At 34.4% G+C, this 17,579-nt stretch carries 14 protein-coding genes and 1 tRNA gene; 13 read left to right on the top strand and 2 right to left on the bottom strand.

The features are described 5' to 3' along the window. Positions 1-135: 135 nt before the first annotated feature. Positions 136-273, bottom strand: coding sequence for a hypothetical protein (locus KFD70_RS19360; protein WP_336452880.1), 138 nt, complete (start codon positions 271-273; stop codon positions 136-138). A gap of 148 nt (positions 274-421) precedes the next feature. Between KFD70_RS19360 and KFD70_RS19355 the strand changes: the two genes are divergently transcribed. The 11 genes from KFD70_RS19355 to yhbH all read left to right on the top strand — a co-directional run bounded on the left by KFD70_RS19355 (position 422) and on the right by yhbH (position 12,029). After that, positions 422-1,009 carry a PRK06770 family protein gene (locus KFD70_RS19355; RefSeq protein WP_336452881.1) on the top strand — a complete coding sequence of 196 codons (588 nt, stop codon included), beginning with the start codon at positions 422-424 and terminating at the stop codon, positions 1,007-1,009. Positions 1,010-1,285: 276 nt separating this feature from the next. Beyond that, positions 1,286-2,005, top strand: a complete 720-nt coding sequence (locus tag KFD70_RS19350) for a YebC/PmpR family DNA-binding transcriptional regulator (protein WP_336452882.1) — start codon at positions 1,286-1,288, stop codon at positions 2,003-2,005. Between the two features lie 151 nt (positions 2,006-2,156). Next, positions 2,157-2,618 carry an NUDIX hydrolase gene (locus KFD70_RS19345; RefSeq protein ID WP_336452883.1) on the top strand — a complete coding sequence of 154 codons (462 nt, stop codon included), beginning with the start codon at positions 2,157-2,159 and terminating at the stop codon, positions 2,616-2,618. A 631-nt stretch (positions 2,619-3,249) separates the two neighbouring features. Then, positions 3,250-4,026 carry a transglycosylase domain-containing protein gene (locus KFD70_RS19340; protein WP_336452884.1) on the top strand — a complete coding sequence of 259 codons (777 nt, stop codon included), beginning with the start codon at positions 3,250-3,252 and terminating at the stop codon, positions 4,024-4,026. Positions 4,027-4,219: 193 nt separating this feature from the next. Continuing rightward, a complete protein-coding gene (locus tag KFD70_RS19335) occupies positions 4,220-4,873 on the top strand; it encodes a DsbA family protein (protein WP_336452885.1) in 654 nt (217 codons plus the stop codon). 114 nt (positions 4,874-4,987) lie between these two features. Continuing rightward, positions 4,988-5,061 (top strand) — tRNA-Gly (locus KFD70_RS19330). Between the two features lie 197 nt (positions 5,062-5,258). After that, the gene (gene queG, locus KFD70_RS19325; protein WP_336452886.1) at positions 5,259-6,401 is read left to right on the top strand and encodes a tRNA epoxyqueuosine(34) reductase QueG; all 1,143 of its coding nucleotides are present in this window, start codon (positions 5,259-5,261) and stop codon (positions 6,399-6,401) included. Between the two features lie 46 nt (positions 6,402-6,447). Then, a complete protein-coding gene (locus KFD70_RS19320) occupies positions 6,448-7,335 on the top strand; it encodes an amidase domain-containing protein (protein ID WP_336452887.1) in 888 nt (295 codons plus the stop codon). Positions 7,336-7,393: 58 nt separating this feature from the next. Further along, positions 7,394-7,882, top strand: a complete 489-nt coding sequence (gene trmL, locus KFD70_RS19315) for a tRNA (uridine(34)/cytosine(34)/5-carboxymethylaminomethyluridine(34)-2'-O)-methyltransferase TrmL (protein WP_098335745.1) — start codon at positions 7,394-7,396, stop codon at positions 7,880-7,882. A 402-nt stretch (positions 7,883-8,284) separates the two neighbouring features. Beyond that, positions 8,285-10,180: a PrkA family serine protein kinase gene (locus KFD70_RS19310; RefSeq protein ID WP_336452888.1), complete on the top strand. Its 1,896-nt coding sequence runs from the start codon at positions 8,285-8,287 to the stop codon at positions 10,178-10,180. 673 nt (positions 10,181-10,853) lie between these two features. Further along, positions 10,854-12,029, top strand: coding sequence for a sporulation protein YhbH (gene yhbH, locus KFD70_RS19305; RefSeq protein WP_336452889.1), 1,176 nt, complete (start codon positions 10,854-10,856; stop codon positions 12,027-12,029). An 89-nt stretch (positions 12,030-12,118) separates the two neighbouring features. Here the strand turns inward: yhbH and opuD are convergent, their stop codons facing one another. Then, complete coding sequence (gene opuD, locus KFD70_RS19300; protein WP_336452890.1) at positions 12,119-13,669, bottom strand: glycine betaine transporter OpuD; 1,551 nt, start codon at positions 13,667-13,669, stop codon at positions 12,119-12,121. A 226-nt stretch (positions 13,670-13,895) separates the two neighbouring features. On the opposite strand from opuD, the gene colA reads away from it, so the two are divergent. After that, entirely contained in the window at positions 13,896-16,781 is a 2,886-nt protein-coding gene (gene colA / locus KFD70_RS19295; RefSeq protein ID WP_431613290.1) for a collagenase ColA, read from the top strand. 248 nt (positions 16,782-17,029) lie between these two features. After that, positions 17,030-17,578 carry an NfeD family membrane protein gene (locus KFD70_RS19290; RefSeq protein ID WP_336452892.1) on the top strand — a complete coding sequence of 183 codons (549 nt, stop codon included), beginning with the start codon at positions 17,030-17,032 and terminating at the stop codon, positions 17,576-17,578. Position 17,579: the final 1 nt, after the last annotated feature.

Raw genomic sequence — 17,579 nt, 5'->3', positions numbered from 1 at the left:
GGGAGTGTCGGTTCGACCCCGACCATCGGTATCAAATAACGTGATGAAATCAAGACTTTAACAGAGATGTTGGAGTCTTTTTTTTGTTTTTTCGACACGACAAAAAATAATCTAAAGATGACTTTTGACGTATTTTTAATCTACTGGCATTCCTTTGTTAACCGTTGTATTGTAATATTCATCGTACAAAATATTTAACAACTTCCATCTTTCCTCGTTGCTTAAATTTTGGATAATGTCCATAATTTTTTCCGCAGTTTTTAATTCATTCAAATTTTCTACCGCCTTTTTGAAGTTCAATTTCAATTCTAACTATTACTTGAAATAAACGGTTAATTTACCATCGTTACATATATAATACATTTTTGGTATAATATTCTTAATATGGGGTATTAAATGAAATGTAAGATGGGGGAATAAGATGCAAAAGAAAACAATAATTTGGTTGGGGTCAATCGTAGGATTAATAGCTCTTACTATCGGTATAACTTTCGGAATGCTTGAACTCGCAGACAATCCAGCAGATAAAAAGGCTAGTGCAGAGATAGACAAAGGCGAATATGCAGAAGTTCCAAGAGAAAAAGAATCGATGACTGGTGGAATACAAGGAGCAGATGAAAAACTTCGTATTACTAAAGATTCTACAGAAAATGATGTTATTGCAGCAATGCATAGTATGACTCACCAAAAAGTAGTAGCAGAACAAAAATGGGGCGCTATTCCAATGTCTAAGAAGAATGCTGAGACAGTAAAAAATATCGTAAGTCAAAGTAACTTTGAAAAGAAAGAAGAACTTTTAGCAATTGTTGAAAGATGGGTAAATAGAGATTTTAGTAAAATTGTAGATGACCATAACTACTTTTGGACATCACAAGAGGGGAATATTGGTAAAGCTACAGGAGTTATGGATCCAGTAGATGAACAAAATTTCTCTTTAAATAATTTCGGAGATGAAGTAACACGCCAGTTACACAACTCAGGAGACCTTAAGCATGTTTCAGGAAAATAAACATCCATAATTTATAGTTAGAAGCTTCCTTTTAGGGAGGCTTTTTTCATTGACACTGTCAAAGCATGTTATTTGAGTGTTAAACTCGTAATGAATTATAGAATTAAGGTATAATATAATTTGGTAAATGAACAAAATTATATCGATGTATATTATGTCAATAATGTGAGTCGATAATGAACTTTTTGTATTTCTTTTGAAAAAGTGTTGAATAAACATTATATTTCATATTAATATTTTTTATGTAGATTTTAACGTGAAAGAGAGTGGAACAGAATGGGTCGTAAATGGAATAATATTAAAGACAAAAAAGCATCAAAAGATGCAAATACAAGCCGTGTATACGCTAAATTTGGACGTGAGATTTATGTAGCAGCAAAACAAGGTGAACCAGATCCAGAATCAAACCAAGCTTTAAAAGTGGTATTAGAGCGTGCAAAAACATATAGTGTACCAAAAACAATTATTGATCGTGCAATTGAAAAAGCAAAAGGTGGTTCAGAAGAAAACTATGATGAACTTCGTTATGAAGGATTTGGACCAAACGGATCAATGGTAATTGTAGATACACTTACAAATAACGTGAATCGTACTGCAGCAGATGTACGTGCTGCATTTAGTAAAAATAGCGGTAACATGGGTGTGAATGGTTCAGTAGCATATATGTTTGATGCGACTGCTGTTATTGGACTTGAAGGAAAAACTGTGGATGAAGTGCTTGAAATTTTAATGGAAGCAGATGTAGATGCACGTGACATTTTAGAAGAAGAAGAGGCAGTTATCGTTTATGCTGAGCCTGATCAGTTCCATGCGGTACAAGCTGCGCTTAAGGATGCTGGTATCACTGAATTCACAGTTGCTGAATTAACGATGCTTGCACAAAGTGATGTAACACTTTCAGAAGATGCACAAGCACAATTTGAAAAAATGATTGATGCATTGGAAGATTTAGAAGATGTTCAACAAGTTTACCACAATGTAGATTTAGGGGAATAATATATGAAAAAGGGACCTTTTGTTATTTAGAACAAAAGGTCTTTTTTCTTAGATCATCTATAGCCTAAAGGAAAAGGACTTTTGCATCTGATATTGAATATTAATATATATTATATTTAAAATTTAATGAATGTTTCTTGGAGGCTATAAAATGGAATATAAAATACCTAAGCATATTGTCGCTGTTTCAGCATGCATAACGAATGAAAATAATGAAATTCTATTAGTAAAGGTACAGTGGAGAGCTGATACATGGGAAATGCCTGGCGGACAAGTAGAAGAGGGAGAACCTCTTGATCAGGCAGTTTGTCGAGAAGTACTTGAGGAAACAGGCCTCTTAGTGAAACCAGTTGGAATTACAGGTCTTTACTATAATGCCTCAAAGCATATTTTATCAGTGGTCTTTAAAGTGGAGTATGTGAACGGAGAAATAAAAGCCCCACCAGAAGAAATAAAAGAAGCAAAATTTATTACTTTGAATGAAGATAATATTGATGAATATATTACGCGTCCTCACATGAAATCAAGGACACTTGATGCTATAAAAGCAAAGAATTTCATTCCATATGAAACCTGGAAAGTAGATCCTTATGATTTGATAGAAAGATTATAGGATATGGTATTTATCTCGCTATTTACGGGCAGTAAGACCTTCGTCTCAAAATTCAGTGAAAGTAAAAGTTAGGTGGGGAGCGGGCTGTCCGTAAAAGCCCGATTGGTTTAATTAATAATCAGTGGAGGATGAAGAAAACCCCCATTGATTAAAGGTTCACTTTATGTAAAAGAACAAGTTATTTGAGGTATTACCAAATAACTTGTTCTTTTTTCTTATATTGTGTAAGGGAAAATGTCTAGTATGATGCGTAATCGGTGAAACTGGGTAATGTAGTAAGATAAATACATATGGTAAATAGATATTGATTGCAAGAACGTTTGTTTGGTATTATATCTATATTGTTCAAATTAAACTGTTATATTAATTTCTTTAGATATGCTGTAGAAAAAATATTAGGAGGGAAACAACTAAAACTGAAAAATATGCAGATGATATAATAGAAGAAGGGTATGTGATTTTTAAAGCAATTTATATGAATAGAAGCTTGCTACTTTTTCTGCTAGAATATGTATTTTATAGCTTACAACATTGTAAGGTAAGTGTAAGAGAAATCAATTGGAGATTGCTTTGAGAAACAGTATTCTAAATGTAAGGACTATATATGTTATAAGGAAAAGAGGTGTGTACGATGAAAGAACGAGTACTGTCTAGGGTCAACTATCATCAAAAGGTTTCATTCAATCCAATTACAAAGTTTCTTTATAAAGCTATTATTTTATTATTACTAATTACTTGTACATTATTATTGATTGGAAATGTAATGATTGAGCGAAGTGATATTAGCAAGCTACAGGTATCCGCTAAATTAGAAGTACCAGAACCTTTAGCTCATGCATTTATTGCGACAGAAGATAAAAGGTTTTATCACCATAACGGTTTAGATTATATAGCAATTGTTCGAGCCTCTATTGAAAATATAAAAGCTGGTGGTGTTGTACAGGGCGGAAGTACAATTACACAGCAGCTTTCTAAAAATGCTTTTTTATCTAATGAACGTACATTTTCCCGTAAGTGGAAAGAGATTTTCTATACAAAAAAAATTGAGCGCACATTTACGAAAGATGAGATTTTAAAATTATATGTGAGCAATATTTATTACGGAGAAGGTGCATGGGGGATTGAAAAAGCATCCCAGCTATACTTTGGGAAAAAGGTAAATCAATTAACATTAAGTGAAAGTGCAATGATGGCTGCTGTTGTGAAAGCCCCTGCTTATTATTCTCCTGCTCAAAATTATGATAAAGCAGTAGAAAGACGAAATGTTGTTTTGAAATTAATGGAAAAAGAAGGGTATATTAGTCATAACGAATATGTGCAAGCGATTAGTGAAAAATTAGTAATTCGTCATGATATTCCAACCCAGCATTCATTACAAAAAGTAGCTCGTGAAAAAGCGGTAAGCTAAAAGCGAAGTTCCATAGAGGGAACTTCGCTTTTTTTTTGAATAGAATAGCCAAAGAAGAGACACAATATTGACACATTTGTCGTATTTTTGGAAATTATGTGAGCGTGTTCATTGCATGATGTATAAAAGTATTGATATCATGTGTAATGTGTACAACAATGTATACAGAATATGAATTTAAAGAGGAATGTATATGAAATCATCAAATAAAATCATGGCTCTTGGTATTGTTTTTTCTATCGCAGTATTAATTGTAATCGGGACAATTGCATACAGTATCATAAATGATAAAAAGGATAAAGGGGATGAGATGTTTGCTTATTCCACGCAGCAATCTTTAGGTAAAAAAGATGCTCCTGTTAAGGTTGTAGAATTTGGAGATTTTAAATGCCCAGCTTGCCGAACGTGGGATGCTACAGTATTACCCCGTTTAAAGGAAGAGTATATTAATAAAGGTAAAGTACAATTTTATTTTATTAACTTCCCGTTTATTGGAAAAGATTCTGATTTAGGTGCAGCGGCTGGCGAAGCGATTTATAAACAGGATCCAGAATCTTTCTGGACATTCTATGATGAAATCTATCAAAGCCAGAAGAAAGATACTGAAGAATGGATTACAGAAGAACTGCTTCTTAATATAGTGAAGGAAAAACTTCCAAAAGTTAATGTAGATCAATTTCAAAAAGATTTACATAGCAAAGAAATTCAAGATAAAGTACGCAAAGATTCAGACCGTGCACAAAAACTGAAAGTACAAGGTGCTCCTTCAGTATACGTAAACGGAAATCTTGCAAATCCAGATTATGATAGTATAAAAAAGGAAATTGATAAAGAATTGAAAAAGTGACGAGTATACTCATCACTTTTTCGACTTTTTTCGATAAAATTCTTGCTTAGGTTTTTGTGACGTGCTATACTATTTTACATAAGTTATTTGAATAGCTTCTCTTTTTTCACATTTGCGGGTGTAGTTTAGTGGTAAAACAAGAGCCTTCCAAGCTCTGGTCGAGAGTTCGATTCTCTTCACCCGCTCCAGATATTATTTATATTTTCATAATACATTGTGATCAACGCAGTGTTTCGTTTCTAAGATAAACGAGGCATTGCGTTTTTTAATGTTTGGAAATGAAGATTTTATGCGAAAATAGAATTAAGAACTATGATTACGAAGTGAATTGCTAACCATCAGTAGATGACTAAGTATATATATTCATCGTAGAAGGAGGCAAAGCGTGGATTTTGAGCAGTTAAAACAAGATGTAATTGCGTATAGTAAAACAATTGGAATAGATAAAATAGGTTTTGCAAGTGCTTCACCATTTGAAGAATTAAAGCAGCGTTTAATTCAGCAGCAACAATTAAATTATCAGTCTGGTTTTGAAGAGCCTGATATTGAAAAAAGAACAAATCCAAAGTTACTATTGCCGGGAGCAAAATCAATTATTGCAATTGCATTAGCGTACCCATCAAAATTGAAAAATGCACCGTTAAGTAAACGAGGAGAACGCCGGGGGATTTTCTGTCGTGCTTCTTGGGGACAAGATTATCATCTTGTTTTACGAGATCGTCTGCAAAAATTAGAGGCGTATTTAATTGAGCGGCTTCCAGATATAGAAGTAAAATCAATGGTGGATACAGGAGAATTAAGTGATCGTGCAGTTTCAGAGCGTGCTGGTATTGGATGGAGTGGTAAAAACTGTTCCATTATTACGCCAGAATTTGGCTCCTATGTGTATTTAGGTGAAATGATTACGAATGTACCATTTCCACCGGATCAGCCAATAGAAGATCAGTGCGGAAGCTGTACAAAGTGTATTGATATTTGTCCAACCGGTGCACTTGTACAGGGAGGACAGTTAGATTCAAAAAAGTGTATTGCTTTTTTAACACAAACAAAAGGATTTCTCCCAGAAGAATATCGAGATAAAATTGGAAATCGTATTTACGGCTGTGATACGTGCCAAACAGTTTGTCCAAAGAACAGGGGGAAGGATTTTCATAATCATCCAGAAATGGAGCCAGACCCAGAGCTTGTTAAACCACTATTAACCCCATTATTAACGATAAGTAACCGAGATTTTAAAGAAAAATACGGCATTATGTCTGGATCATGGCGCGGGAAAAAACCGTTGCAACGAAATGCGATTTTAGCCCTTGCTCATTTCAAGGAAACCACAGCAATTCCTGATTTAATTGGTGTTATGAAAGAGGATCCAAGACCTGTAATTCGAGGGACAGCCGCATGGGCTTTAGGGAAAATCGGTGGTGAAGGTGTAGGGGAAGCGATTGAAAAGGCGATGGAACGTGAAAATGACGAAGAAGTTCTTCATGAAATGAATCGCGGTCTTGAAATGTTAGCCGAGAAAAAACAGTAGATAATGTCTTCCTTTTTCATATTGTAATAATATGGGAGGGAGAGGGATGCTGGTAAAACAAAAGATTGAAAAACAGATGCAACAATTTTTAGCGTATATTACAAATAAACGTGTAGGTGTCGATGAGATTCCTGCTGATTTATTACAAGTAGTACAGCGAAAAAAAAACTTGTTTCAAAACCGTAATGCTGAAATTGTGAAGGCAACAGCAGATGTATCTTTTATAAGACAATGGAATAGTAAGCAATATCAAGAAGTAGATTATCAAGTTCATTTGAAATATTTAGTTCATCACCATGAATTATTCTATATGGAAGAAGAACAATTAGAACGACGTGTTTATTTGAAAGATGGGCATATTGTAGAAGATAAAGATATTGAAATAACAGAAGAAAGGTTCCAAGGTGAAACATTAGAGCGCGATGTAACAAAAGGAAAGTATGATTCATATCAATATAATCGCTTGGAAGCTGTCAAATATGCGGAGTATTGGTGGGATGGTCGGAATCCGGCATATCGTAATTTTCCTGATAATTGTACAAATTTTATTTCGCAGTGTCTGCATGCTGGTGAAACACCAATGACTGGGTATCCTAACATTCGTAAAGGATGGTGGCAACGGGAGAATCAGTGGAGCTGGAGTTGGGCAGTTGCTCATTCATTTTATTGGTATTTATCAGGAGCTACAACAGGACTACGTGCTAAAGCAGTAGAAAATCCAAAAGATCTTCTACTTGGTGATGTAATTGTTTATGATTTTGAAGATGATGGCAGATGGAATCATACAACAATCGTTGTAGCCAAAGATGCAGATGGTATGCCGCTTGTAAATGCCCATTCTGCTAATAGCCGCAGGCGATATTGGAATTATGAAGATTCCAGTAAATATACGCCACAAATGAAATATAAATTTTTTCATATTATTAATGGGTAGAGATTTTTCATTCAAGTGGTATAATACGTAGTAGACAAAAGATTGAGGTGAATATCACGTGGGAGTACATGTTGTTTTATATCAACCAGAAATTCCAGCAAATACAGGAAATATTGCACGTACTTGTGCAGCTACTGGGACAGAATTACATTTAATTCGACCGCTTGGATTTTCAACAGATGATAAAATGTTAAAACGTGCCGGTCTAGATTATTGGCAGCACGTAAAAATTACGTATTATGATTCAATTGAAGAGTTTTATGAAAAAAATAGTGACGGTGAATTTTTCTATTTAACAAAGTATGGTGAAAAAGCACATACAGCGTTTGATTATAGTAAGCCTGAGAAAGATTATTACTTTGTATTTGGTAGAGAAACAAATGGATTGCCAGCAAACGTAATCGAAGAAAACTTCGATCATTGCTTACGTATTCCAATGACTGACAAAGTACGTTCTTTAAATTTATCCAATACAGCAGCGATTTTAATTTATGAAGCATTCCGTCAACAAAATTATCCAGGTTTAGATTTAGAAATTGTATACTAAAGCCTGCATGTAATAAATAACAAAAATTGATGGGCCTAGGCCCATCAATTTTTGTTTGTACCTGGTTTATCATTATATCCTGAAGTGAAAATTGCAGTAAGAAATGTAAGTGATACACCTAAAATTAATAATAATTTCATATGAATCCTCCTTCTTCATATTTTATTTTAGCCAATTTGGATCTGAAGTTTATGTAGATTCTGTGGAAGTAAAGAAGAGATATCTGTAAGAATGAGGGAGAAGTTCCCTTATAACTTTATTATACCGAATTTTCTTTTAACTTTGGGATGAAATTTATAATGTTTGTAGCAGATTTCATTTGGATTTAAAGAATGTTTAAGGACATCCTCGCATACCTTTTATAATAATCCGATTGAACAAGGAGATGGGGGAGGAGCTATAATGGATATTCTAAAGAAAATTGAACAGCATCGAGAAGCAGAAGAACGTTTACAATGGGAAGGTACGTTTGCGGAATATTTGGAGCTTGTCAAAGAACGACCATGGGTGGCTCAAACTGCACACTCTCGCATTTACAATATGATTAAAGACGCTGGTATTGAAGAAGTAGAAGGGCGAAAAAAATATAATTTCTTTAGCAATCAGTTATTTGGATTAGAAGACGCATTAGAGCGTCTTGTGGAAGAATATTTTCATCCGTCTGCAAAACGTTTAGATGTTAGAAAACGGATTTTATTATTAATGGGACCAGTTAGTGGGGGGAAATCAACGTTAGTTACTATGTTAAAGCGAGGGTTAGAAACATACTCGCGTACAGATCGCGGAGCTATTTTTGCGATAAAAGGTTGCCCGATGCATGAAGACCCTCTTCATCTAATACCACATCATTTACGGGATGACTTTTACGATGAATATGACGTAAGAATTGAAGGAAACTTGTCACCATTAAATGTGATGCGTTTAGAAAAAGAATATGGTGGAAGAATTGAAGATGTAATTGTAGAAAGAATTTTCTTCTCGGAAGATCGCCGGACAGGAATTGGTACATTTAGTCCTTCAGATCCAAAATCACAGGATATTGCGGATTTAACAGGAAGTATTGATTTTTCTACAATTGCAGAATATGGTTCAGAGTCAGATCCACGTGCATACCGTTTTGATGGAGAATTAAATAAAGCAAACCGTGGCATGATGGAATTTCAAGAAATGTTAAAATGTGATGAGAAATTCTTATGGCATCTATTGTCTCTTACGCAAGAGGGGAATTTCAAAGCGGGAAGATTTGCGCTTATTTCAGCAGATGAATTAATTGTAGCCCACACGAATGAAACTGAGTATCGCTCCTTTATTTCTAATAAGAAAAATGAGGCGTTACATTCAAGAATTATTGTAATGCCGGTTCCATATAATTTACGGATTAGTGAAGAAGAACATATTTATGAAAAGATGATTCGCGAAAGTGATGTTTCAAATGTACACATTGCGCCGCACACGCTTCGCGTCGCAGCGATGTTTACAATTTTGACACGCCTGAAAGATCCGAAGCGTCCGGATATTGATCTAATTAAAAAGATGCGTTTATATGATGGAGAAATGGTCGAAGGTTATAATTCAATTGATGTGGAAGAATTGCAGCGTGAATATCAAGATGAAGGTATGAGCGGGATTGATCCGCGCTATGTTATTAATCGCATTTCTTCCACTATTATTAGAAAAGAAGTACCATCGATTAATGCGCTTGATGTGTTACGTTCGTTAAAAGATGGGCTAGACCAACATCCATCCATTAGTAATGAAGACCGCGAGCGCTATATGAATTTCATTTCATTAGCACGGAAAGAGTACGATGAGATTGCTAAGAAGGAAGTTCAAAAAGCGTTTGTGTATTCGTATGAAGAGTCAGCTAAGACGCTTATGGATAATTACCTAGATAATGTTGAGGCATATTGCAATAAGTCAAAATTACGGGATCCGTTAACAGGTGAAGAAATGAGTCCAGATGAAAAGCTTATGCGTTCTATTGAAGAACAAATTGGTATTTCAGAAAATGCGAAAAAAGCATTCCGAGAAGAAATTTTAATACGAATTTCTGCTTATGCTCGTAAAGGGAAGCGTTTTGATTACAACTCACATGAGCGTCTTCGCGAAGCGATCCAGAAAAAATTATTTGCCGATCTGAAAGATGTTGTAAAAATTACAACATCGACTAAGACACCAGACGAAAATCAGCTGAAGAAAATTAATGATGTTGTAGCACGCTTAATCGATGAACATGGCTACAATTCTTCATCAGCGAATGAATTGCTTCGCTATGTAGGTAGCTTGTTGAATCGATAGTTTGATAATAAAACGCTGTCTCTTATGAAACCAGAGGCAGCGTTTTTGTATCTATCTGATTGAAGTGAGGATAATATACCATATAAATCCATTTTTGTTTTCCAACATCTAAATTGTGACTATGAAAACAAAAAAGGAAATCCCCACTCATTTTTTCTTTTTGTTTTACATGACATGGGCTCGAAAAGGAACTGACAGCTTCTATGCTTGGCTGGATGCTCTCGCCCACCTAAAAATTAGGTTTGATGTCGGTTTTTCAAAGTGAATGTTTCATTTCATGTATGGACTTGTCCAAACAGAAGAAATTAAGATGCAATTTCATGAATTTATTGTCAATTATTTTCACAATATGCATATGATAGAGTAACCAACCATTCATACAGAAAAAGCCAACACAATACAATATGTTGCAGAGTGAAAAAGTGTGCAACAATGAATTGTGTTTCTTTCTTATCAGCGAAAGAAATTTCAAAGTAAAGTGGATATCAAAGTTTTGTTAAGGAAGTTCAGAGTAATACGTAAAAAAGCCATGGGTGCCATATGATTATGGAAAAAGTAAGTTCTAATGAACAGATACTTTTTTACTACTCTTGTTGCTACATTATAACCTCAAATTTATATATTACTGTTTATTAGAGAAAAATAAGGGAAATTACAGTAAGGAGGGAAAAGGATGGGCGAAGAAAATCAACCAAATTATACAATTTCACAGGAAAACTGGTCCCTCCATCGCAAAGGACATGACGATCAACAACGCCATCAAGAAAAGGTGCAAGAAGCAATTAAGAATAACTTACCAGACCTTGTGACAGAAGAAAGTATCGTTATGTCTAATGGTAGGGACGTTGTAAAAATACCAATTCGGTCTTTAGATGAATATAAAATTAGATATAACTACGATAAGAATAAACATGTTGGCCAAGGAAATGGTGATAGTAAAGTTGGCGATGTGGTTGCAAGAGATGGATCGGGTGGTCAAAAGCAAAAAGGACCGGGTAAAGGGCAAGGTGCGGGAGATGCAGCTGGAGAAGATTATTATGAAGCAGAAGTATCTATTTTAGAATTAGAGCAAGCGTTTTTTAAAGAGTTGGAGTTACCTAATTTAAAAAGGAAAGAAATGGATGAAAATCGTATTGAACATATTGAATTTAATGACATTAGAAAAACAGGGTTATGGGGAAATATTGATAAAAAACGGACGATGATATCAGCTTATAAACGAAATGCAATGAATGGAAAGCCTGCTTTTCATCCAATTCGTCAAGAGGATTTGAAATTCCGGACATGGAATGAAGTATTGAAGCCAGATTCAAAAGCTGTTGTATTAGCAATGATGGATACAAGCGGATCTATGGGAATTTGGGAGAAGTATATGGCGCGCAGCTTTTTCTTTTGGATGACAAGGTTTTTACGTACAAAGTATGAAACGGTAGATATAGAATTTATTGCCCATCATACAGAAGCAAAGGTCGTGACAGAAGAAGAGTTTTTCTCAAAAGGGGAAAGTGGTGGAACAATATGTTCTTCTGTTTACAGAAAAGCACTTGAGCTTATAGATGGAAAGTATTCACCAGAACGCTATAATATTTATCCATTTCATTTTTCAGATGGAGATAACTTAACATCAGATAATGCTCGTTGTGTTAAGCTTGTACAAGAATTGATGAAGGTATGTAATATGTTTGGATATGGAGAAGTAAATCAGTATAATCGTCACAGTACGCTTATGTCAGCCTATAAAAATATTAAAGATGAGAATTTCAGGTACTATATTTTAAAACAGAAAGCTGATGTATTCCACGCAATGAAGAGCTTTTTTAGAGAAGAATCAGGTGAGAAAATGGCGTAACCCCTTTTTTAAGGGGTTTTTTTATATTCATTCTATTTTTCCTTTTTGGCATATAAAAAGCACCTCTATTTATTTAGAGGTGCTGAAAATTACATAACCTTTTTCATTTTTTGTGACATTTGCTTGGTTTGAACAGCAACGTCTTCCTGACGCAATTCTTTAAAGAGTGAAGTGACCATTAAAACAACAACAATAGAGAATGGTAAGGCTGCAATAATCGCCGCAATCTGTAAGGCATTTAATCCGCCAGCCTGCAAGAGAATGGCTGCGATCGCTGCAATAGTTAATCCCCAAATAAGTTTCAAATGGTTTTTGGGTGATAAATTACCATTACTTGTTTGCATAGAAACAACGAATGTTGCAGAATCCGCAGAGGTAACGAAGAACGTTGCAACTAAGATTATTCCGATAATGGTTAAGAATGTTGAGAATGGTAAATGTGAAATAACAGCGAATAATCCAATTTCTGTTCCATATTTAGCGATTTCATCAGCAATTCCAAGTGATTGGAACATTTCCATATGAATCGCAGTTCCGCCAAAAACAGCAAACCAAAATGTACAGATGAGTGTTGGAATCAAGACTACGCCAAAAATGAATTCACGGATTGTACGTCCACGGGATACGCGGGCGATAAATGTACCGACGAATGGCGACCAAGAAATCCACCAACCCCAGTAGAAAATCGTCCAATTTTCAATCCAAGAAGAGGACTCTTTACTAAAGGCTCCTAAGTTTAATCCCATACTTGGTAGTGCCCCAATGTAAGAACCTAGTGTAGAAGTAAAGTATTTCATAATAAAGACAGTTGGACCAAGAATTAAAAAGGAAACGAGTAATATTCCAGCAAGGGAGAAGTTTAAGTTACTCAAATATTTAATCCCACGATCTAAACCAGTTTGCGCACTAGTTAAATAGAGTACAGTAAAAATAGCAATGAGTACTAGCTGTGTGCTCATTGTATTGTTAATAGAAGGAAATAAGTAACTTAATCCTCCAGCAATTTGTTGTGCACCGATTCCTACGGATGGCACAATTCCGAAGACGGTTGCCAACACAGCTAAAATATCTACTGTTTTTCCAATAGAAGAATTTTTCGATCGATTAAATAAAGGAATAACTGTAGCACCAATTGTACTACCTTTTCGCTTTCTGAATGTAAAGTATGCGATTGTTAAAGCAACCATTGCATAAAGTGACCAAGGGAAGAGACCCCAGTGGAAGAAAGAATATTGCATGGCAAGTTTTGCGCTTTGCTCTGTTCCAGGTTTACCAGTAAGTGGTGCACCAAAATGTGAAATTGGTTCAGTAATTCCATAAAAGAGAAGGCCAATTCCCATTCCTGCTCCAAACAACATCGCAAGCCAAGAAAGGTAACTATACTTTGGCTGTTCATCATCTTTACCAAGACGAATAGACCCATATTTTGAAAATGCTAAATAAGCAGCTAAAACAATCATCGTGGTCATAAGTAGAGAGTAAAACCACCCAAACTTATTGAGGATAAAAGAATTTAAAGAAGAGGTAACACTTTGTAAATCATAGCCTTGTATCCAACTCGCTGGAATCACACCCCATATAATAAATAAGGTTGTGAGCAAGATGGAGATATAAAATACACTGTTTTCTTTTTTTATCATAGAATCCCACCTTTTATTTAATTTAGTTAATAATTATATTGATCATAACAATTATTGGTTTTAATGTCAAAAAATTCGATTTTTACAGAAGAGATACGTTAGTATAATTATTCATAAAACGTTCGAAATATATACAGAAATAATATGAAATATTGCATTTTATATTATTTTATCAAGATAATATGTTATTTTCTTGTTTGGAATATATAACTCAGGAGGATTTACCATGAACAAGAAGATAAAGTTTAATCCAATAATTCTTGGTATTAGTACAATAGCGCTATCGTTAGGAGGAGTTCAATTTGAAGCTTTGGCGGCAGAAAAAGATCAAAGTAACGTATTACAAATGAAGCCTATAGGTATAGAAACTTCAAAAGATGAAGTTGGACATACAACCAAAAGCGATGAAACATTATCATTTGAAAAGCGTTTAAAAGTAGGGGATTTTTCACAGCGACCAACACCGATTGCGGAGCGGGCTGAAGTTAGACAATTCCAGCAAAGTTATTCTATGGCAGAGCTTAATAGAATGAGTGATAGTGAACTAATTGATACGCTAGCAAACATTCGTTGGAATCAAATTACAGATTTATTCCAATTCAATCAAGATGCGAAAGCTTTTTATCAAAAGAAAGAGCGAATGCAGGTTATTATTGATGAATTAGGTAGTCGTGGAAATGCGTTCACAAAAGAAGATACAAAAGGTATTGAAACATTTGTTGAAGTATTACGTTCAGCTTTTTATGTTGGATTTTATAATAAAGAGTTAAGTTATTTAAATGAGCGCAGTTTTCAGGATAGATGCTTACCAGCATTAAAGGCAATCGCAAAAAATCCAAACTTTAAACTTGGTACAGTAGAGCAAGATATAGTGATATCTGCATATGGTAAATTAATTAGCAATGCTTCTAGTGATGCTGAAACAGTGCAGTATGCGGCAAATATTTTAAAACAGTATAACGATAACTTCTTTACATATGTAAGTGACCGTATGAAGGGACAAGCTGTATATGATCTCATGCAAGGAATTGATTATGACATACAGTCTTATTTGTATGATACGCATAAAGAACCTAATGCGACAATGTGGTTTGGACAGATTGATAACTTTATAAATGAGATTAGTAGAATCGCACTCATACGAAATGTAACAACTGAAAATAGTTGGTTAATTAATAACGGTATTTATTATGTAGGACGTTTAGGGAAATTTCATAGTAATCCAAATAAAGGATTGGAAGTTATCACACAAGCAATGCATATGTATCCTCATTTAAGTGAAGCTTATTTTGGAGCAGTAGAGCAGATTACAACAAATTATGGTGGGAAAGACTCTAGTGGAAATACTGTTGATTTAGAGAAAGTACAGGAAGAAGGTAAACAGCGGTATCTACCGAAAACATACAAATTTGATGATGGATCTATCGTATTTAAAACAGGAGACAAAGTAACAGAAGAGAAGATTAAGAGATTATATTGGGCTGCCAAGGAAGTAAAAGCACAATATCATCGTGTAATTGGAAATGATAAAGCGTTAGAATCAGGGAACGCTGATGATGTATTGACAGTAGTAATTTATAATAATCCGGATGAATATCAGTTAAATAGACAGTTATATGGATATGAAACAAACAATGGTGGAATCTATATCGAAGAGAAGGGTACTTTCTTTACATATGAGCGCACACCGGAACAAAGTATTTATAGTTTAGAAGAGTTATTCCGTCATGAATTTACACATTATTTACAAGGAAGATATGAGGTTCCTGGTTTATTTGGAAGGGGAGACATGTATCAAAATGAACGATTAACTTGGTTCCAAGAAGGGAATGCGGAATTTTTTGCAGGATCTACACGTACAAATAATGTCGTGCCGCGTAAGAGTATAATTAGTGGCATAGCATCTGATACGGCGAGTCGTTATTCAGCAGAACGAACATTGTTTGCAAAGTATGGATCATGGGATTTTTATAACTATTCCTTTGCATTGCAGTCGTATTTATATAATCATCGATTTGAAACATTTGACAAGGTTCAAGATTTAATACGTGCAAATGATGTGAAAAATTATGATGCATATCGTGAAGCTTTAAGTAAGGATTTAAAGTTAAATCAAGAATATCAAGCATATATGCAGCATTTAATTGATAATCAAGATAAATATAATGTACCACAAGTATCTGATGATTATTTAGTAAAACACGCACCGAAGGCGTTAACTGAAGTGAAAAAAGAAATTGCAGATGTTGCGAATGTAAAAGATGCAAAAATTATAAAACATAAGTCTCAATTCTTTAACACATTTACAGTAGAAGGCACGTACATAGGTGGGGTATCAAAAGATGAATCAGAAGATTGGAAAGTGATGAGTAAGCAAATGAATCAGGTATTAGAACAGCTATCGCAAAAAGAATGGAGCGGCTATAAAACAGTTACAGCGTATTTTGTTAACCATCGTGTGAATGCAGCAAATCAGTTTGAATATGATATTGTATTTCATGGTGTTGCAACGGATGAAGAAGAAATTTCAACAACTAAAGTAAATATAAATGGGCCCTATCAGGGAAAAGTAAATGAAAAAATTCAGTTTCATAGTGATGGTACAGAAAGTACAGATGGAAAAATAAATTCGTATCTTTGGGATTTTGGAGATGGTAAAACAAGTACAGAAATAAATCCTACTCATGTATATGGGAAAGAAGGAAAATATACTGTGACATTAACAGTGAAAGATAGTAAAGGAAAAGAAATAAAAGAACAAACAATAGTCACAGTAAAACAGGATACACAAACAAATGCAGGCTCTGAAGAAACTAAGATACTTCCTTTTAATACGCTTATAAAAGGAAGTTTGAACACTCTAAATCAAACGGATGTTTATACGTTCGAGATCACATCACCAAAAGAAGTGGACATTGCTGTTATAAATGAACAACAAATTGGGATGACATGGGTGCTTCATCATGAAGAAGATATGCAAAATTATGTCGCTTATGGTCAAGCTGATGGAAATGTTATAAAGGAACAATATCAAGCAAGACCAGGAAAGTATTATTTATATGTATATAAATTTGATAATAAAAATGGGGCATATTCATTATTAGTAAAATAAATCCATTTCTAATGTATATACAACTTTACTTTTTATGTAAAATAGTATATTATATAAATATATAATACATCGGTTATTTTCTAGGAGGAGCCTGTCACAATAGGCTCTTCCTGTTCTTTTTTAAGCAGCCTGTTATACAGGTTTTTCTTTAAATATTAAATAACTGAAAATTATGAAAAAATAATCCTTGAAAGAGGTGAGGCATACATATAACAAAGAGAGAAGCAATAATGAGAGGGGGATAAGGCATGACATTATTTGGTTATCCGCTTGAAACAATTTATTTATATGGATTTATTATTGCTACTGTACTTACCGTTATTTATATCTTTTTTGGAGATATATTCGAATCCATATTTAGCTTCGGAGGTGGATCTACATCCATTGTAACGCTGCTGCTCAGTTTCCTTGCAATGCTTTGTGGGTTTAGTTATATAGGAGAGTATTTATTTTCTTTGAATAGTATTATTATTTTTAGTCTTTCTTTTGGCATATCCTTTATTGGTGTTTTTCTAATGAAGATATTGATTTTAAAACCAATTGCAGAAGCTGAACAAAATACAGTGCAGCGTATGGATGAATTTGTTGGCTGCAAAGGAGAAGTGATTATCACTATTCCGAAAGAAGGATTTGGAGAAGTATTAGTCTCTTCACAATTTGGAAGCAATGCGATACCAGCTAAGACAGTTGGAAAGACAGATATTACGCAAGGAACACAAGTTATGATTGAGGGAGTTCAAGATGGTGTTTTGCTTGTACAAAACATCGCTTATTCTTTAAAAAAACCAAAGTTATAAG

The sequence above is a fragment of the Bacillus pfraonensis genome (genome assembly GCF_050768835.1).
GTDB lineage: Bacteria > Bacillota > Bacilli > Bacillales > Bacillaceae_G > Bacillus_A > Bacillus_A pfraonensis.
Note: the sequence above shows the minus strand (reverse complement) of the source record. Positions and strands in the feature narration are given on the sequence as shown.